Origin of the sequence: Muricoccus roseus, from assembly GCF_900141905.1 — a bacterium.
In the GTDB taxonomy this organism is placed as follows: Bacteria; Pseudomonadota; Alphaproteobacteria; order Acetobacterales; family Acetobacteraceae; genus Roseomonas; species Roseomonas rosea.
The window spans coordinates 1-18,332 of record NZ_FQZF01000037.1 but is presented as its reverse complement, the minus strand read 5'-3'; the positions used below and the strand labels follow the sequence as shown (position 1 = coordinate 18,332).

General features: G+C 69.4%; 15 protein-coding genes and 1 pseudogene. 8 read left to right on the top strand and 8 right to left on the bottom strand.

The features are described from left to right. Positions 1 to 107: 107 nt before the first annotated feature. Both BUB97_RS25620 and BUB97_RS22130 read right to left on the bottom strand, forming a co-directional pair. Positions 108 to 815 carry a Spy/CpxP family protein refolding chaperone gene (locus BUB97_RS25620; RefSeq protein ID WP_175562715.1) on the bottom strand — a complete coding sequence of 236 codons (708 nt, stop codon included), beginning with the start codon at positions 813 to 815 and terminating at the stop codon, positions 108 to 110. A 163-nt stretch (positions 816 to 978) separates the two neighbouring features. Next, positions 979 to 1,855: pseudogene (locus tag BUB97_RS22130) on the bottom strand (IS3 family transposase); the annotation flags it as partial. On the opposite strand from BUB97_RS22130, the gene BUB97_RS27545 reads away from it, so the two are divergent. After that, complete coding sequence (locus tag BUB97_RS27545) at positions 1,842 to 2,066, top strand: TetR/AcrR family transcriptional regulator C-terminal domain-containing protein (protein WP_338141792.1); 225 nt, start codon at positions 1,842 to 1,844, stop codon at positions 2,064 to 2,066. The pseudogene BUB97_RS22130 and the gene BUB97_RS27545 overlap by 14 nt on opposite strands. A 12-nt stretch (positions 2,067 to 2,078) precedes the next feature. On the opposite strand, the gene BUB97_RS22120 is transcribed toward BUB97_RS27545, so the two are convergent. From BUB97_RS22120 to BUB97_RS22105, 4 genes are read right to left on the bottom strand one after another with little or no spacing between them, the layout of a single operon-like run. Then, positions 2,079 to 3,263: an acetate/propionate family kinase gene (locus tag BUB97_RS22120; protein WP_073139064.1), complete on the bottom strand. Its 1,185-nt coding sequence runs from the start codon at positions 3,261 to 3,263 to the stop codon at positions 2,079 to 2,081. Next, a complete protein-coding gene (locus tag BUB97_RS22115) occupies positions 3,260 to 4,651 on the bottom strand; it encodes a bifunctional enoyl-CoA hydratase/phosphate acetyltransferase (protein WP_086062464.1) in 1,392 nt (463 codons plus the stop codon). Before BUB97_RS22115 ends, BUB97_RS22120 begins: the two co-directional genes overlap by 4 nt. A 7-nt stretch (positions 4,652 to 4,658) precedes the next feature. After that, on the bottom strand, positions 4,659 to 6,425 hold the full coding sequence (locus tag BUB97_RS22110; RefSeq protein WP_073139058.1) for a PHA/PHB synthase family protein: 1,767 nt from the start codon (positions 6,423 to 6,425) through the stop codon (positions 4,659 to 4,661). Further along, positions 6,422 to 7,027 carry a TetR/AcrR family transcriptional regulator gene (locus BUB97_RS22105; RefSeq protein WP_073139055.1) on the bottom strand — a complete coding sequence of 202 codons (606 nt, stop codon included), beginning with the start codon at positions 7,025 to 7,027 and terminating at the stop codon, positions 6,422 to 6,424. Before BUB97_RS22105 ends, BUB97_RS22110 begins: the two co-directional genes overlap by 4 nt. Positions 7,028 to 7,183: 156 nt before the next feature. Here BUB97_RS22105 and BUB97_RS22100 point away from each other — a divergent pair, with 156 nt between their 5' ends. The 6 genes from BUB97_RS22100 (at position 7,184) to BUB97_RS22070 (ending at position 16,328) form a co-directional block, all read left to right on the top strand. Continuing rightward, entirely contained in the window at positions 7,184 to 7,492 is a 309-nt protein-coding gene (locus BUB97_RS22100) for a phasin family protein (RefSeq protein ID WP_073139053.1), read from the top strand. A gap of 52 nt (positions 7,493 to 7,544) precedes the next feature. Beyond that, positions 7,545 to 8,615, top strand: coding sequence for an HlyD family secretion protein (locus tag BUB97_RS22095; RefSeq protein ID WP_073139050.1), 1,071 nt, complete (start codon positions 7,545 to 7,547; stop codon positions 8,613 to 8,615). After that, the gene (gene rbbA / locus BUB97_RS22090) at positions 8,579 to 11,371 is read left to right on the top strand and encodes a ribosome-associated ATPase/putative transporter RbbA (RefSeq protein ID WP_086062463.1); all 2,793 of its coding nucleotides are present in this window, start codon (positions 8,579 to 8,581) and stop codon (positions 11,369 to 11,371) included. The genes BUB97_RS22095 and rbbA overlap by 37 nt, the downstream gene beginning before the upstream one ends. Positions 11,372 to 11,373: 2 nt before the next feature. After that, positions 11,374 to 12,486: an ABC transporter permease gene (locus BUB97_RS22085; protein ID WP_073139044.1), complete on the top strand. Its 1,113-nt coding sequence runs from the start codon at positions 11,374 to 11,376 to the stop codon at positions 12,484 to 12,486. 40 nt (positions 12,487 to 12,526) lie between these two features. Next, entirely contained in the window at positions 12,527 to 13,282 is a 756-nt protein-coding gene (locus tag BUB97_RS22080; protein ID WP_073139041.1) for an SDR family NAD(P)-dependent oxidoreductase, read from the top strand. A 616-nt stretch (positions 13,283 to 13,898) separates the two neighbouring features. After that, complete coding sequence (locus BUB97_RS22070) at positions 13,899 to 16,328, top strand: FAD-dependent oxidoreductase (RefSeq protein ID WP_073139035.1); 2,430 nt, start codon at positions 13,899 to 13,901, stop codon at positions 16,326 to 16,328. On the opposite strand, the gene phbB is transcribed toward BUB97_RS22070, so the two are convergent. Then, on the bottom strand, positions 16,321 to 17,046 hold the full coding sequence (phbB, locus tag BUB97_RS22065; RefSeq protein ID WP_073139032.1) for a beta-ketoacyl-ACP reductase: 726 nt from the start codon (positions 17,044 to 17,046) through the stop codon (positions 16,321 to 16,323). The genes BUB97_RS22070 and phbB overlap by 8 nt on opposite strands. Positions 17,047 to 17,224: 178 nt before the next feature. Between phbB and BUB97_RS22060 the strand changes: the two genes are divergently transcribed. Further along, positions 17,225 to 17,866, top strand: coding sequence for a TetR/AcrR family transcriptional regulator (locus BUB97_RS22060; protein WP_175562712.1), 642 nt, complete (start codon positions 17,225 to 17,227; stop codon positions 17,864 to 17,866). 224 nt (positions 17,867 to 18,090) lie between these two features. On the opposite strand, the gene BUB97_RS22055 is transcribed toward BUB97_RS22060, so the two are convergent. Next, the coding region (locus BUB97_RS22055; RefSeq protein ID WP_175562711.1) for an ATP-binding protein at positions 18,091 to 18,332 on the bottom strand (242 nt) is incomplete at its 5' end.

The following is an 18,332-nucleotide window of genomic DNA, read 5'->3' as shown; positions in this document are numbered from 1 at the left end:
AGCCGGTCGTGACGTGGTTACGGCGGCTTCGGGAAATACCGAGAGCTGCCGCGGAGCCGGGGAACATCCCCATCTCGTCATGGAGGTTCAGAGCACGCCCGCCGCTCTCACATGCCCATCCTGGGCACGAGACTCAGGTGCTCGGCCATCAGCTCGTCGGCCATGAGCTTCTGTTCATCCGACAACGCGGCGTAGAGCGGGCCGGCGGCCGCAGCGACGACCCGCGCGGTGTCCAACTGGACGGATAGCAGCGCGATGCGTCGCTCCAGCTGCGCGATCGCCGGCACCGGCCGCTGCGACGCCGGCGTTGCCTCGCCAAAGGCGCGCCGCAACTGGCCTACAGCACCCCTTATGGCTTCGGCCAAGGTGTTCCACTGCGGAACCTGCGCGTCCGTGATGCGCAGCTCCGCACGGAAATAGGCCAGTTCGCCTTCGACGCGCTGGAACGGTCGCGTAGGTCCGGAACCACCAATCGCACCCTGTCCGGCCATCATCCGTCGCATCATCTGCATCATCATCGGCTGCATGTCGCCGCCCATCATGCCGGGGGTGCTGCCGGGAGGTCCTCCCGGCGCGCCGGCGCCGGGCATCGGCATGCCCTGGGGTGGTGCGGTACCAACAACCGGCGGGGCCGCCGTCGCGGGTGCCGTCTGGCTGGCACCTGGGGATGCCGGCTGGGTCACCTGCGCCCCACCCGGATGATGGGCCGTGTGGTCCTGGTCGTCCTGTGTCTGTGCTAGCGCGGACGGAGCAACGGCAAGAGAGATGACCAGGCTGGCGATCAGTCCCATCTTGGTTGGCGAGTTTGCGGTCATCACGTCCTCCGTGCTTGCCGAGATTGGCTTCGGAGCATCGTATTGTCCGATTGCCACGCGCGAATCTTTAAGTTGGATCAAGGATTGGCCGTTTACATTAAGACAAATGATGCCGCGCCTCGGTCTCGGGCGGCTATCGGTCGTCCGCGGCGCGCGCATCCGGGAAGCAGACCATCTTGGCCTCGGCCTGGGATGCGAAGCGTCGACGGCTGAGAAGTTCGGCTTCGAGGCTGGAGAAGAAGCTCTCGGCCATGGCGTTGTCGTAGGCATCACCGACAGAGCCCATGGACGGCCGGACACCGGCCTCTGCGCATCGCTTCCCGAAGGCGACCGAGGTGTATTGCTGCCCTGTCGCTGTGGTGGATGACGTGCTTCGGACGCCGCTGGCCGACAGCCATGTCCATGGCCTCCAGCACCAGCTCGGCACGCAGATGGTTTGCCGTCGCCCAGCCGACGATCCTGCGGCTCCAGGCATCCAGCACGACGGTCAGGTAGAGGAAGCCCGTCGCGGTCGGCACATAGGTGATGTCGGCGACCCAGAGCTGGTTCGGCCTGGATGCCGTGAAGTCACGGTCCACCAAGTCCGGCGCTGGCCGGGCATCCTTGTCGCGCCGGGTGGTCAGGCGGCCGCCATGCCGATGGCTGGCGCCGAACAACCCGGCGTCGCGCATCAGGCGGGCGATCCGCTCGCGGCCATGCTTCGCCCCACTTGCCCGCAGGTCGGCATGGACCCGTGGTGACCCGTAGGTCTGGCGCGAGCTGGCATACGAGGTCCTGACGCGTTTTAGCAATGCTGCGTCGGCCACTGCATGGGCCGAGGCCGGACGATGCAGCCAGGCATGATGATCTTCACGCCGGAGGAGGGCGACAATCCGCGCAGCTCGCTGACGGCCCTGCTGCTGATGGCGGCCGAGCGGCTGTTGGGCTGGAAGCAGATCGGGATGTTCCGGCTGATCTCGGCCGAGGGGAAGCGTTCGCCGAAGCTCGCCCGGGCCTTCCACCGGGCCGGGCCGCGGCGAGGGATCGCTGGAGCGCTGCATCGCCGGGCATGCGCGGAAGGGCAGGCTCCAGATCGATGACCCCGGCGAGGCCGCCGGGATGCTCTTCGGCTTGGCGATCGGCAAGATGCACATGATGCTGATGCTGGGCCGGCGGGAGCAGCCCTCCCCCGAGGAGATCGCCCGCCAGGTCGACAGGGCGGTCGAGATTTTCCTTCGCGGGACCGCGCCGCGGCCAGCCGGGCCGGGCTGAGCCCGGCTGTGGCTATCCTGCCCTGCCGAGCAGCGACAGCGCCTCGTCGGCGATGACCTGCTCCTCGTCCGTCGGGATCACGAAGGCCGCGATGCGGCTCGACGGCGTGCTGATGATCTCCGCATTCCGGTCATTGGCCGCGGCATCGAGCTCGAGGCCGAGCCATGCCAACCTCCCGCAGACCCCCAGGCGCACCGTGGGCTGGTTCTCCCCGATCCCGGCGGTGAAGACCAGGGTGTCCAGGCCGCCCAGTGTCGCCGCCAGCCGCGCGACCTCGCCGGCCGCGCGGAAGGTGAAGAGGTCGATGGCCTCGCGGGCCTCGGGCCGGCCGCTCTCCAGCAACTCCCGGCTGTCGGCGCTGAGGCCGGACACGCCGAGAAGCCCGCTCTGGTGATAAAGGATATCCTCGACCTCTCCGAGCGACCGCCCCGCCGTACCGAGCAGGTGCAGCAGCACGCCCGGATCGAGCGCCCCGCACCGCGTGGCCATCGGAATGCCGTCCAGGGTCGAGAAGCCCATGCTGCTGTCCTGGCTCGCCCCGTCCCGCAGGCCGCACAGGCTGGCCCCGCTGCCGAGATGCGCGATGACGACCCGGCCCGGTGCCGCCTCCGGCGCGCGCCGGGCCAGCTCGCCCGAGACGAACTTGTAGGACAGCCCGTGGAAGCCGTAGCGCTTCACCCCTTCCGCGTGGAGCGCGCGCGGGATGGCGAAGCGCCGGACGAGCTCCGGGTTGGTCCTGTGGAAGGCGGTGTCGAAGGAGGCGAACTGCGCGAGACCTGGCCGCAGCTCCCGGATGGCGCGGATCAGCCGGAGGCTCTGCGGCTGATGGAGGGGCGCAAGCGCCGTCAGCGCCTCCATCGCCGCCAGGGCCGCGTCGTCGATCCGCACCGGTCCGGCGAAGGCGTCGCCGCCATGCACCACCCGATGCCCGATGGCGGCGATACGGCTTGGGTCGAAATGCCCGGCCAGATGGCCGAAGGTCTCCACCAGCGCCGCCTGCATGTCCTTCGAGGCCTCGGGCGCGAGATCCACCTCGAAGAGGCCGGGCCCCTCCTGCATCCGGAGACGGGCCGGGTCCCGCCGGAAGTCGATCACGCCCCGGGCGGCGCGGCGCGGCCCGTCGGGTGCGATCTCGAACAGCCCGATCTTCACCGTCGAGGAGCCGGCGTTGAGCGTGAGCAGCAGATCGGCGCTCATAATATGGCCTTGCGTTCGGCGACGAGCTTGGCGAGCGCCGCCGAGGCGATGCGCGCGGACAGCGAATCGGCGCGGCTGGTCAGCACGATGGGGACCCGCGCGCCGAGCACCAGCCCGGCCGCCGTGGCCCCGCCGAAATAGATCAGCTGCTTGGCCAGCATGTTTCCGGCCTCCAGGTCGGGGACGAGCAGGATATCGGCCCTTCCCGCGACCGGGGAGACGATGCCCTTGGTCCGCGCCGCGTCGACGCTGATGGCATTGTCGAAGGCGAGCGGGCCGTCGACCTTCGCCCCCTCGATCTGGCCGCGGGACGCCATCATCGACAGCGCCGCCGCGTCGAGCGTCGACGGCATCTTCGGATTGACGGTCTCGACGGCGGCGAGCACCGCGACCAGCACCTCCTCCATCCCGAGCAGCCGGAGAAGATCGACCGCGTTCTGGCAGATGTCGCGCTTGTGCTCCAGCGTCGGCTGGATGTTGACCGCCGCGTCGGTGACGACGAGCGGCTTCGGATAGGCAGGCACGTCCATGACGTAGACATGGCTGAGCCGCCGCTCGGTCCGCAGGCCGGAACCCGCGGCCAGCACCGCCGCCAGCAGCTCGTCGGTGTGCAGGCTGCCCTTCACCAGCACCGCCACCCGCCCCGCCGCCGCGAGCTCGACGGCGCGGGCGGCGGCGGCGTGGCTGTGCGGCACGTCCTCGATCGCGATCCCGTCCAGCGCGACCTGCGCCGCCTCCGCCGCGGCACGGATCTTCGCCTCCGGGCCGATCAGCAGCGGCTCGAGCAACCCCTCGTCGCGGACCTCGATCGCGCCGAGGATCGCCGCCGGCGAGCAGGGATGCACGATGGCGGCGTGGATCGGCGGCCGGCTCCGGGCGTCCTTCACGAAGGCCTCGTAGCGCTCGTGTCGCCGGAGCGAGACGTCGGGCAGCCGCGTCCTCGGCCATTCGATGAGCCGGTCTGGCGCGATCACGGTCGCCGTCCCGGCCAGCACCGTCTCGCCGCGCTGGTTGGTGCAGGTGGTGTCCAGCAGGACGATGGCCTTCTCCGCCCGCTTCTCCTTCACGGTGACGGTCGCGGTCACGACGTCGCCCGGCACGACCGGCTTCAGGAATTTCAGGTCCTGCCCCAGATAGATCGTGCCGAGGCCGGGCAGCTTCGTGCCCAGCACGGCCGAGACCAGCGCGGCTGTCCACATGCCGTGGGCGACGATGTGCCCGAAGCGGTCGGTGGCCGCGAAGACGGCGTCGAGATGCGCCGGATTGACGTCGCCCGAGACGGCCGCGAACAGGTCGATGTCGTCACGCCCTATGCTGCGCACCAGGGATGCCGTGTCGCCGACCCGCAGTTCCGCGAAGTGCCGGTTGCGGAGGACCTCGTCGTTCATCGGGCCCTCAGCGCTGGAAGACATAGGTTCCGGGCGCGTCGCCGACCGGCGCGCAGCCCTTGTCGGCGGCGCCCATCGGCGGCGGCGCCACCGGCTCGGGCGAGGAGCGGGCGGACAGCCAGGGCACCCATTCCTCCCACCAGGAGCCTTCCTTGCGCTCCGCCGCCGTCGCCCATTCCTCGGCGTCGAGGCACTTGTCGTCCATCCGCCGGGTGGCGACCCGGAAGCGCCGCCTGGCCCGGCCCGGCTCGCTGACGATGCCGGCATTGTGGCCGCCGCTCGTGAGCACGAAGGTGACGTCGGTGTCGGCGAGGAAATGGATCTTGTAGACCGACCGCCAGGGCGCGACGTGGTCGCGCTCCGTGCCCACCACGAAGAGCGGCACGCGGATGTTCTGCAGCGCCGCCGGCCGTCCCTCCACGAGGAAGCGCCCGGCCGCGAGCTCGTTGTCCAGGTACAGGCGCTGGAGGTATTCCGCGTGCATCCGGTAGGGCATGCGCGTGGAATCCGCGTTCCAGGCCATGAGGTCGATCATCGGCGTGCGCTCGCCCATCAGGTAGTCGTGCACGAGGCGCGACCAGATGAGGTCGTTGGTGCGCAGGAGCTGGAAGGCGCCGGCCATCTGCTCGGCCGAGAGGTAGCCCTTGTTCCACATCATGCTGTCGAGGAAGTGCATCTGGCTGTGGTCGATGAACAGGGCGAGCTCGCCGGGCTCCGTGAAGTCGGTCTGCGCCGCGAGGAGGGTCACGGAAGCGAGCCGGTCGTCATCGGCCCGCGCCATCGCCGCGGCCGCGATGGCGAGCAGCGTGCCGCCCAGGCAATAGCCGGTCGCGTGAATCTTCCGCCCCGGAAGGATGGCCTGGACCGCGTCGAGCGCGGCCATCACGCCCATCCGGCGATAGTCGTCCATCGCGAGGTCGCGGTCCTGCGCCGTGGGATTGCGCCAGGAGACGCAGAACACCGTATGGCCCTTCGACACCAGGTGCCGCACCAGCGAGTTCTGCGGCGACAGGTCGAGGATGTAGTACTTCATGATCCAGGCCGGCACGATGAGCACCGGCTCGGCCAGCACCGTCTCCGTCGCCGGGGCGTACTGGATCAGCTCGATCAGGTGGTTCCGGTAGACGACCTTGCCCGGCGTCACCGCCACGTCGCGGCCGGGCAGGAAGGATTCCGCCCCCACGGGCGGCTGGCCCGTGGCGAGCCGGCCGACATCCTCGAACCAGTTCCGGAGGCCGTGGAGCAGGTTCTCCCCGCCCGTCTGGAAAGTCTTCTCGAGGATCTCCGGATTGGCGAAGGGGCTGTTCGACGGCGAGAACACGTCCAGCCATTGCCGCGCCGCGAAGGAGACGACGTCCTCATGGTGCGGCGCCATGCCCGGAACCTCGCGGGTGACGTTGTGCCACCATTGCTGGTTGAGCAGGAAGGCCTGCGCCCAGAAGGCGAAGGGCTGCTTGCGCCAGGCCTCGGCGCGGAAGCGGTAGTCGCCCGGCAGGGGCTCGATGCAGGGCGGCACCTCCTGCTGGGCGCAGGAGGCCGCGAGCCAGGTGAGCAGCCGGACGGCCTTTCGTCCCGCCTTGTCGGCCAGTTCCATCCGCTTGCCCGGCGCCGAGGCGAGATGGAGGGACCAGTCGAACAGCGCCAGCGCGAGCGAGGCCGGGGATACCCCTCCCGTCGCGCGCGCCGTCATGGCCTCGCGCATCCGGTCGATCGCGCGGAAGGCCTCGCTGCTCACGCTCTCGTCGTCGCCGGCCGGAAAGGCGGTTGGGCTCATGGGCGCATCTCCATCGTGGCCTGCGGTGCGCGGCCGTCATCCGCCTCCAGGATGGCCTGGAGGGTCCGTTCGATCAGCCGGTGAAGCGCGCCGCCCTCCGGCTCGCGCAGCGGCCCGAGGGCGAGCACGTTCCGCAGGATTCCCATCCCTCCCAGGAAGGCTGCGATCACCGCGGCCTGCTGGGCGGAGGGATGCGGCGACGTTCCGGCCGGGGGGGCGACGAAGGCCGTCGCGATGCACTCCCGCAGCACGCGCGCGCCATCCGGGCTCGACAACGAGCGGACGACGATGTCGAACGGACCGGCCGCGCCAGCGGCGTGCGCGGCGTCCTGCGCGAAGACCTGCCTCGCCAGGGACGAGGCCAGGCCATCGGGTTCCGGGAGGATGCGGCCGGGCCGAAGCGCCGTCTCCACGGCCCGGGCGAAGAGCTCTTCCTTGGAGCCGAAGCAGCGATACATGCAGGCGATGTCGACGCCGGCATCGGCGGCGATGTCCCATAGCCCGATGTCCTCGTAGGCGTGCCTTGAAAATCGCCGTCTGGCGGCCTGCAGGATGCGGTCACGCGCCGCAAGCGGCGCCTGTTGCGCGGGTTCGCGGCGCATGGATGCCCTCATCCGGGTTTGTTGGCTTGTCATGGCTAAACCTTGGGGCCCGCGTCAGTCAACAATCGTTGACATAGATCAGTGCGGCGCTCATTCAGGGCAGGCAGAACAAGCGGGTTGCCGGACTGGGCATCGCGATTCAGAGGAGCTTCGGAGATGGCTGAGAAGAAGATCGAAGGCGGGACGGAGATCATGACGGCCGTCGGGCTCGATTGGCTGAAGCCCTTCTCGGAGGCGCCCACAGCCCTCTACACGAATCTCTACCATGAGAGCTTCGGCGCTCTCGCCCGTGCCCTCCAGGCGCAGGCGGACTTCGCGAGGAAGCTGTCGGAGTGCAAGGGGCCGGCCGAGGCGCTCGCCTGCCAGTTCGATTTCCTGCGATCCGCCTCGACGACCTGTGCCGACGAGGCACGTCGCAGCTTCCAGTCGCTGCAGTCGGCGCTTACCTCCGCCTCGGGCACATGAGGCTGCGCGGATCGGGACGGTTCCTGGCCGGCTTCGAAAAGGTTTCACGACGGTGACACCTCTGCGTAGAGGTCTGCTCCTGGCTGCGGCGGTCGCGGTCGTGGCCGGCGGCGGCTATTTCGCCTGGGAGCGGCTCGGGACGGGCGGGCTGCCGCCGGGCATCGCCAGCGGGAACGGGCGCCTCGAGGCCGTCGAGATCGACGTCTCGACGAAGACTGCGGGGCGCATCCGCGAGATTCTCGTCAACGAGGGCGATTTCGTGGAGGCCGGCCAGCTGCTCGCGCGGATGGACACCGCCCCCCTCATGGCCCAGCGCCGCGAGGCCGAAGCCCAGTTGCAGCGGGCGCAGATCGCCATAGGCACTGCGGAGAGCCTGGTGACCCAGCGCGAGGCGGAGCGCAGGGCCGCCGCCGCGACCGTCGCGCAGCGCGAGGCGGAGCGCGACGCCGCGAACGGGCGGCGCGCGCGCACCGAGCAGCTCGCCAGGACCAACAACGCCTCCCTCCAGCTCCTGGACGACGACCGCGCGCGGGCGCTGGGCGCGGTGGCCGCAGTCGGAGCGGCACAGGCGCAGCTCGCGGCCTCGGACGCCGCGATCAACGCGGCGCGCTCGCAGGTCGTCGATGCCCGGTCCGCGGTCGATGCGGCCCGGGCCACCCTCGAGCGCATCGACGTGGACATCGCGGACAGCGACCTGAAATCCCCGAGGGACGGCCGCGTGCAGTACCGCGTGGCGCAGCCCGGCGAGGTCCTCTCGGCCGGCGGCCGCGTGCTGAACCTCGTCGATCTCGGTGACGTGTACATGAACTTCTTCCTCCCCGCCGAGCAGGCCGGACGGCTCTCCTACGGGGCGGAGGTGCGCCTCGTCCTGGACGCGGCGCCGCAATACGTCATCCCCGCGACCATCTCCTTCGTCGCCGATGTCGCCCAGTTCACGCCGCGCAGCGTCGAGACGGCGCAGGAGCGGCAGAAGCTCATGTTCCGGGTCAAGGCGCGCATCGCGCCCGAGCTGCTGCGCCGCTACATCACCCAGGTGAAGGCCGGCATCCCCGGCGTCGCCTATGTCCGGCTGGTGCCGGACGCCGCATGGCCCGCCAGCCTGACCGGGACGCTGGTGCAGTGAGCGGCCCGCCGGGCGGGGAGGTGGAGCCGTCGCCCATCGCGCGGCTGCGGGAGGTGGGCCTGTCCTACGGCAAGGCCCGCGCCCTGGACGCCGTGACCCTCGACATCCCGCGGGGCCGCATGGTCGGGCTGATCGGCCCCGACGGCGTGGGCAAGTCGAGCCTGTTGTCGCTGGTCGCCGGCGCCCACGCCATCCAGTCCGGGCAGGTCGAGGTGCTGGGCGGCGACATGGCCAGCGCCGCGCACCGTGCCGCGACCTGCCCGCGGATCGCCTATATGCCGCAGGGCCTGGGCAAGAACCTCTACCCGACCCTCTCGGTCTTCGAGAACGTGGACTTCTTCGGCCGCCTCTTCGGCCAGGGCCGGGCCGAGCGCGAGCGCCGCATCGCCGAGCTCCTGCGCAGCACCGGCCTCGCCGCCTTCGCGGATCGCCCGGCGGGCAAGCTCTCGGGCGGCATGAAGCAGAAGCTCGGCCTCTGCTGCGCGCTGATCCACGACCCCGACCTGCTGATCCTCGACGAGCCGACCACGGGCGTCGATCCGCTGTCGCGCCGCCAGTTCTGGGAGCTGATCGACCGCATCCGCGGCGGCCGCGACGGCATGAGCGTGATCGTCGCCACCGCCTATATGGAGGAGGCCGCGCGCTTCGACTGGCTCGTCGCGATGGATTCCGGGCGCGTGCTGGCCACCGGCGCGCCCGCCGAGCTGCTGGCGCGGACCGGCACGGCGACGCTCGACGCCGCCTTCATCGCCCTGCTGCCCGAGGAGCGGCGCCGCGGGCATGAGCCGCTCGTCATTCCGCCCCGTCCGGTGGCGGACGGGGAGGACGCCGCGATCGAGGCCGAGCACCTCTCCATGCGCTTCGGCGACTTCACGGCGGTGGACGATGTGAGCTTCCGGATCGGCCGGGGCGAGATCTTCGGCTTCCTCGGCTCCAACGGCTGCGGCAAGACGACCACCATGAAGATGCTCACCGGCCTGCTGGCCGCGAGCGAGGGCAAGGCCCGACTGTTCGGCCGCGAGGTGGATGCCACCGACATGGAGGTGCGGCGCCGCGTCGGCTACATGTCGCAGGCCTTCTCGCTCTATTCGGAGCTGACGGTCCGGCAGAACCTCGACCTCCATGCCCGGCTCTTCGGCATGCCGGCGGCCGGCATCCCCGCGCGGATCGGGGAGATGGCCGCCCGCTTCGACCTGGGCGGCGTGATGGACAGCCTTCCGGAAGCCCTTCCCCTGGGGATCCGCCAGCGCCTGTCGCTCGCGGTGGCGATGATCCATTCGCCCGAGCTGCTGATCCTCGACGAGCCGACCTCGGGCGTGGATCCCATGGCGCGCGACGCCTTCTGGCGCATCCTGTCCGACCTCTCCCGGAAGGACAGCGTGACGATCTTCGTCTCGACGCACTTCATGAACGAGGCGGAGCTGTGCGACCGCATCTCGCTCATGCATGCGGGCAAAGTCCTCGTCAGCGACACGCCCGCCGCGATCGTCCGGAGCCGGTCCGCGCCCACGCTCGAGGAGGCGTTCATCGCCTATCTGGAGGCAGCGGGCGGATCGCAGGAGGAGGCGCCCACCGCCCCGCCGGTCCAGGCCGCGGCGGAGGCGAAGCAGAACGCGGGCCTCGCGCGCTTCTTCAGCCCGCGCCGGATGTTCGCCTATGCCCGGCGCGAGGCGCTGGAACTGCAGCGCGATCCCATCCGCGCCGCCCTCGCCCTGCTGGGCAGTGTCCTGCTGATGTTCGTCGTCGGCTACGGCATCAACCTGGACGTCGAGAACCTGTCCTTCGCCGTGCTCGACCGCGACGACACGACGGTGAGCCGCGACTACGCGCTGCAGATCTCGGGCTCGCGCTACTTCACCGAGAAGGCGCCCATCGCCGACTATGCCGATCTCGACCGGCGCATGCGCAACGGCGAGCTGAGCCTCGCGATCGAGATCCCTCCGGGCTTCGGCCGCGACGTGGCGCGCGGCCGGAACGTCGAGATCGGCGCCTGGATCGACGGCGCCATGCCGTCGCGCGCGGAGACGGTGCGCGGCTATGTGCAGGGCATGCACGCGGCCTGGCTGACGCAGAAGGCCCGGGAGCTCTACGGCGAGGCCGCCACCCTCGGCGCGTTCCAGCTCCAGGTCCGCTACCGCTACAACCCCGACATTCAGAGCTTGGTCGCGATGGTGCCCGCGGTGATTCCCCTGCTGCTGATGATGATCCCGGCCATGCTCGCCGTCCTCAGCGTGGTCCGCGAGAAGGAGCTCGGCTCGATCGTCAACTTCTACGCGACGCCGGTGACGCGGCTGGAGTTCCTGCTCGGCAAGCAGCTCCCCTACGTCCTGCTCGCCATGCTGAACTTCCTGATGCTGACGGCTTTCGCGGTGCTGGTCTTCCGCGTGCCCATGACCGGCAGCTTCCTCGCCCTGAGCGCGGCCGCGCTGCTCTATGTCATCAGCAGCACCGGCATGGGCCTGCTGATCTCGACCTTCATGAACAGCCAGATCGCGGCCATCTTCGGCACGGCGCTGATCACCCTGATCCCGGCCGTGCAGTATTCCGGCATGATCGACCCCGTCTCCTCGCTGGAGGGCGCGGGGGCCGTGATCGGCCGCATCTATCCGGCCACCTACTTCGTCACCATCTCGCGCGGAACCTTCTCGAAGGCGCTCGGCTTCACCGAACTGGCGGGGGACTTCGTGCCGCTCCTGCTCGCCATCCCCGTGCTGCTGGGGCTGGCGGCGGTCTTGCTGCGCAAGCAGGCGCACTGAGCATGCGGCCGGCGAACGTCCTCCAGCTCGGCGTCAAGGAACTGCGCGGCCTCGCCCGCGATCCGATGCTGCTGATCCTGATCGCCTACGCCTTCACCCTCTCGATCTACACGGCCTCGCGGGCCATGCCCGAGACGCTGAGCCGTGCCGCCATCGCCATCGTGGACGAGGACCGCTCGCCGGTCTCGGGGCGCATCGCGCTGGCCTTCTACCCTCCTTACTTCGCCATCCCCCGCCTCATCTCGGCCCAGGAGATGGACAGCCGCATGGATGCGGGGCTGGACACCTTCGCGCTGGACATCCCGCCCAACTTCCAGCGCGACCTGCTGGCCGGCCGGTCGCCTGCGATCCAGCTCAACGTGGACGCCACGCGCATGACGCAGGCCTTCACCGGGGCCGGCTACGTCCAGTCCATCGTCACGAGCGAGGTGGCCGAGTTCCTCAGCCGATACCGCTCGGGGGCGGCGGTTCCGGTGGAGCTCACGTTGCGCGCGCGCTTCAACCCCGAGCTGAACAAGAGCTGGTTCGGCGCGATCAACAACGTCATCTCCTCCATCACCATGCTGTCGATCGTCCTCACCGGCGCGGCCCTCATCCGCGAGCGCGAGCACGGCACGATCGACCACCTCCTGGTCATGCCCGTCACGCCGGTCGAGATCATGCTGAGCAAGATCTGGTCCATGGCCCTCGTCGTGCTGCTGGCCTCCGCCTTCTCGATCCTGGTGGTGGTGAAGGGCGTGCTGGCGGTCCCGATCGAGGGCTCCGTCGGCCTTTTCCTGTTCGGCGCGGCGCTGCAGCTCTTCGCCACGACCTGCATGGGGATCTTCCTGGCCACCATCGCCGGCTCGATGCCCCAGTTCGGCCTGCTGCTGATGCTCGTGCTCCTGCCGCTCCAGGTGCTGTCCGGCGGCGTCACGCCGCGCGAGAGCATGCCCGAGGTCATCCAGACCATCATGCTGGCGGCGCCCAACACGCATTTCGTGATCCTGGCGCAGGCCGTGCTGTTCCGCGGCGCCGGGCTCAGCGTCGTCTGGCCCCAGCTCGTGGCGCTCGTCGGAATCGGGGCGGCGCTGTTCCTGTTCTCGCTCCGGCGGTTCCGGCGGTTCCTGAGATGAGCCGCGCGGCCGGGGCGAGCCCGAAATGAGGAGGTTACCGATGGAACCCATCGCAGGCCGGTTTGCCGGCCATACGGTCATCGTCACTGGCGCGGGCGCGGGGATCGGGCACGCCACCGCCTTGCGGCTCCTGGCCGAAGGCGCGCGGGTCGTCGCCACCGACATCGAGGAGGAGCGCCTGGCGTCGCTGGCAGAGGAGCGCGGCGCCGGCGCCGTCGTCATGGTGGCCGGCGACATCTCCCGCGAGGCGACCGTGCAGGACGTCGTCGCGGCCTGCGCCGGCCGGGTGGACGCGCTCGCCAATGTCGCGGGAATCATGGACGGGTTCCTGCCGGTCGCGGAGATCGACGACGGAACCTGGGACAGGGTGCTGGCCGTCAACCTGACCGCCGTGATGCGGTTGACCCGTGCCGTTCTGCCCGCGATGCTCGTGGCGGGACGGGGCAGCATCGTCAACGTCGCCTCGATCGCAGCCCTGCGCGGCTCCGTCGCTGGCGTCGCCTACACCGCCTCCAAACACGCCCTGCTGGGGCTGACCCGGAGCACGGCCTTCATCTACGGCCCGGATGGCATACGGACGAATGCGGTGGCGCCGGGAGGAGTGCAGACCTCCATCGTCGCGACGCCCCGCTCGGAGAGCGCCTGGGCGCGGATCGGGCCCGTGATGCAGGCCAGCGCGCCGCCGTCGGTCGATGCGGCCTCGCTCGCCGCCAACATCCTCTGGCTCATGAGCGACGAGGCGCGGAACGTCAACGGAGCGGTGCTGTCGTCGGACGGCGGCTGGTCCGCCTGCTGAAGATGCCCCTGCTGAAGATGCCAGGGAAGCTCCCCGCCATCGCCAACATGGAGAAGCCGCCCATGCAGGATGTTCATCGTGTCGTCGTCCTGGGCGGGGGCGTCGCCGGTATCGAGCTGGCCACCCGGCTCGCGGGGCGCGCCACCAGCCGGGGACGGCTCAGGGTCACCCTGGTCGATCGCGAGACCGCCCATGTCTGGAAGCCGATGCTGCACACCATCGCGGCCGGCACGCGCGACGTCCATCAGCAGCAGACGGCCTACGTGGCGCAGGCGCGGACCCACGGTCTCGTCTTCCAGCCGGGCGAGCCCGTGGGCATCGACCGGGCGGCGCGGGTGGCCCGGCTGGCGCCCTGGTTGTCCGCGCAAGGGCAGGACTGCTGCATGCGCGCGAGGTGCCCTACGACACGCATGTCCTCGCCCTGGGCCGCGAGGCGAATGACTTCGGCACGCGATGCTGTACCGGAGCCACCGGGCCCGCCTGAACGGCTTCTGGCATGGCAGCCTGCTCTGGCTGGTGGACCGCCTCAACGCGCGCATCCGCCCGGCCATTCGTGTCGACTGAAGGCTGAACCGGGGCCCCGCCACCGGGGCCGAATTCGCGATGGGAATCTTGCATGACGATGCGAGAGGTCGACCACCTTCTTCTCGGCGGAGGCGGCGCCAGCGCGGCCGCCGCCGCGACGCTCCGGCTCGAAGGCGCGACGGGTCCGGTCATGATCTTGTCGGCCGACGACATCGCGCCCTATTACCGGCCGTCCCTCTCGAAGCAGATCTTGCTCGGCACCGTCGATGAAAGCCGGATCCTGCTGCGTCCCGAAGGCTTCTACCGGGACCAGGCGATCGAGCTCCTGCTAAACAGCGCCGCGGCCTCGGTCGATCCCGGACGGCAGGTCGTCACGACCTCGGCAGGCGAGGAGATCCGCTATGGCCGGCTGCTGATCGCGACCGGCTCCAGGCCGAAGCGCCTGCTGGTTCTGGGAGAGCGGCTTCCCGGCGTGCACTACCTGCGCCGCAAGGCCGATTGCGACGCGGTGCGGGCGCGGATCGCCACGGGCGTGCAGCACGCTGTCGTGCTGGGCGGGAGTTTTCTCGGCCTGGAGATCGCCATGTCCCTCTTGGAGCTCGGCCTGGAGGTCATGATCATCGAATGCGAAGGCTTCGTGCTGCCGCATGTCGAGGCACCGGACGTCTCGGCCTACTTCCGGCGGCACGCCGAGGACCGGGGTGCCCGCATCTTGCTGGGCGAGACCATCACGGCGATCCATGGCGACGACTGCGTCCGGGAGGTGGAGGTCTCGTCCGGGCGCCGGCTTCCCTGCGACCTCCTCGTCGTCAGCATCGGCGTCGAGCCCGCCACGGACTTCCTCGGGGGAAGCGGGATCGCGCTCGAGGGCAGCCTCGTCCTGGTCGACGAGCTGCTGAGGACGAGCGCCCCGAACGTCTTCGCCGGGGGCGACGTCACCAGCTTCTACGACCCCGTCTTCGCCCGCCGCCGCCACATCGAGCATTGGGACAATGCCGAGAAGCAGGGCCGGCTCGCGGCGAGGAACATGCTCGGGCAGCGGCGGCGCTACGACGAGGTCTCCTACTTCTTCTGCGACGTCGGCGACGTCAGCTTCAGCATGCTGGGCGCGCCGGAGGAGGCGGAGGAGCGGATCGGCCGCGGATCGCTGGAGGAAAAATCCTTCGCCCTGTTCTACCTGAAGGGCGACGTCCCCCGCGCGCTGTTCACGGTCGGCCGGCCCGTCGAGGAGACCAACGGCGCCAAGGGGCTGATCCGCTACCGGGCCAATCTCCGCGGGGTGAAGGGCAGGCTCCATGATCCTGCATTCTCCCTCGATCACCTTCCGACCCAGACCGTCCTCGTCCTGCAAGGCGGCGGCGCGCTCGGGGCCTTCGAATGCGGGGTGGTGAAGGCGCTGGAGGAGGAGCGTATCTTCCCCGACGTGGTCGCGGGCATCTCGATCGGTGCCCTGAATGGCGCGATCATCGCGGGCAATCCGCGCCACGCCACGGAAGCGCTGGAGGCCTTCTGGTCGGAACTCTCCGTGAAGACCCCTGTGATGCCGTGCGAGGCGGCGGCCAGGGCGGCGACCTCCCTCGGGATTCTCATGTTCGGCGTGCCGAACTTCTTCCGGCCGCGCTGGATGCCCTCTTTCTCCACGCCGATGATGCTGCCGGGAAGCTGGACCAGCTTCTACGACATCGCCCCCATGAAGGCGCTGATCGCGAAATACGTGGACTTCCCCTCGCTTCGGAACAGCCCCGTCCGGCTGCTGGTCGGCGCGGTCAACGTCACCACCGCCGAGCTCGAGATCTTCGACAGCTATGTCGACGAGTTGACGCCGGACCACATCCTGGCCAGCGGCAGCCTGCCGCCCGGCTTCCCCTGGACCGAGATCGACGGCAAGGCCTATTGGGACGGCGGCGTCGTCAGCAACTCGCCGCTCGACATTGTCATCGACCGCTGCGGCCCGGACGGGAAGCGGGTCTTCATCGTGGACCTTTTCGCGGGGCAGAGGCCGCTTCCGACGAACCTGATGGAGGTGATGGCCCGCCGCGACGAGATCGTCTATTCCGAGCGCGTGCGCAGCGACCTGCGCCTCCGCGAGCTGGTCGGCGCCTATCGGGGGCTGGTCAACGGCATCCTCGGCTTCGTCGATCCAGCCATCCAGGCGAAGATCCGGCAGCGGCCGCTCTACCTGGAGCTGATGGGGGACGGGGCGGCGACACGCATCACGCGCTTCGTCCGCGCCGGACGGGCCGGCGAGCCCGCCTCGCGGGACTATGATTTCTCCGAGTCCTTCATCCGGGCCAACCAGGCGGAAGGCTACGCCCTGGCCAAGACCACCCTTGGCGCGCCCAGCGAGCAGCAGCTCAACGCCGGCCCGGTCTCGGGCCACCGTGCGGTTCCGAGAAACCGGTCCCTGCCGAAATTCGGCGACGGCGATCGCCTGTCGGGCCCGGAACCGCAGCCGCCGGACACGGCCGCGGCTCCCGCCGAGCGGGCGCCGGCGAAGGGACGTACCCGGCGCGTCAGGTGAGGTATTGCCCGCCGTTGACCGTCAGCGTCGAGCCGGTGATGAAGCCGGCCTGCTCCGAGGCGAGGAACAGCACGCACCGCGCGATCTCCTCGGGCTGGCCCAGACGGCCGACGGGGATCTGCGACAGAATCGATTTCTCCAGCACGTCCTGCGGCACGGCGCGCACCATGTCGGTCTCGGTGTAGCCGGGGCAGACCGCGTTGACCGTGATCCCCTTCCGCGCGTTCTCCTGCGCCAGGGCCTTGGTGAAGCCGATGTCGCCCGCCTTGGAGGCGGAGTAGTTCGTCTGCCCGATCTGCCCCTTCTGCCCGTTGATCGAGGAGATGTTGACGATGCGGCCGAAGCCGCGCTCCCGCATGCCCTCGATGACCGGGCGGGTCATGTTGAAGAGGGAATTCAGGTTGGTGCCGATGACGGCCCGCCACTGCTCCAGCGTCATCTTGTGCAGCATGCTGTCGCGCGTGATGCCGGCGTTGTTGACGAGAATGTTGACCAGGCCGAGCTCGTCCGCGACCCGGGCCACGCCTGCCGCGCAGGCGTCGAAATCCGAGACGTCCCATTTGAACACGGCGATGCCCGTGTCGCGATGGAACGCCGCTGCCGCCTCTTCATTGCCGGCGTAGTTCGCGGCGACCTTATGGCCTTCCGCATGGAGGGCCCTGGAAATCGCGGCGCCTATGCCACGCGTTCCCCCCGTGACGATCGCCACTCTAGACATCTTCCCAATCCTCTCTTCGCAGGCACCCGAAGGCATTTCGGACGATCCCTCCCTCGGGGGAACGACCAGCCGCGTAGCCGCCGGCCGGCCGGTCGGCCTTGATTTAGGTCAACCGTCGTTGACATGTACAGGAAACAGGAGTTGGACCGACATGGCCCTTACGGCGCAGGATGAGGGGATGATGCAAAGACTCGGTACTTCACGCCCAGGGCTGGATACGCGCGGCCGTATCCTGGAAGCTGCGCTCCTCCGGTTCGCGCAGTATTCCTACGAAGAGACCAAGCTCCGTGACATCGCCGCCGATGTCGGAATCGACGTTGCCCTGGTCCACCGCACCTTCGGCTCGAAGGAACGGCTCTTCACCGAGGTGGTCACCATCGCCTTCCAGCCTCGGCAGCTCTTCGCCGTCGATCGGGGCGAGCTTTCCGCCCGCCTCACCGCCCGGCTCCTCGAGCCCAGCCTCGACCAGGCGCTCCGGGTGGTCGATCCGCTGGACATCCTGGTCCGCAACCTGCTGAGTCCCGAGGCGATCCCGATCCTTCGGGCTGCCATGGCCAGGGACGTCGTCGAGCCGCTCGCCTCCAAGCTCGACGACCCGTCCCCCCAGCGGGCGGCGCTGCTCGCCGCCTGCCTGGCGGGCATCGGCATCTTTCGCCACGTGCTTCGCACGGAGCCACTCCTCGAGGAATTCGACGACCACATCGGCCCCCTCGTCGCCAGGATCATCGATCTAATCATCGGCGACGCGCCTGCCGCCGATCCTCGGTCCGCCACGCCCTCCGATCGGTCTCATCAACAGGCGGCCTCTTCACCGGAATGAATCCCTCGACTTCCTGTCGAGGGATTCATTCCCTTCGGTGAGGGCTCGTCGAACGTGAAGAGCGGTTTCAACGGCGCCTCCGCGTCGACAAGTCTGGAGTGGCAGCGGCCAATATCGCGAAGACTTATGTCATCCCGGTTGTTGAGTTTCGCTGAGAACTGACCCGGGGTTTTCATCGAGAACTGACCCGTGCAGGGATATGTCCCGCGGGCTGTGGCCGCGGGTCAAGCGGGTGCTTTGGCCCTCCTGTTCCTGGGTTCGGCCGAGCTGCTCCTGAACCGGAAACTGTCGTTGCCGGTCTCCAGGATGTGGCAGTGGTGCGTGAGCCGGTCGAGCAGGGCCGTGGTCATCTTAGCGTCGCCGAACACGCCGCCCCACTCGCTGAAACTCAGGTTGGTGGTGATGACCACGCTGGTGCGCTCGTAGAGCTTGCTGAGCAGGTGGAACAGCAAGGCGCCGCCCGAGG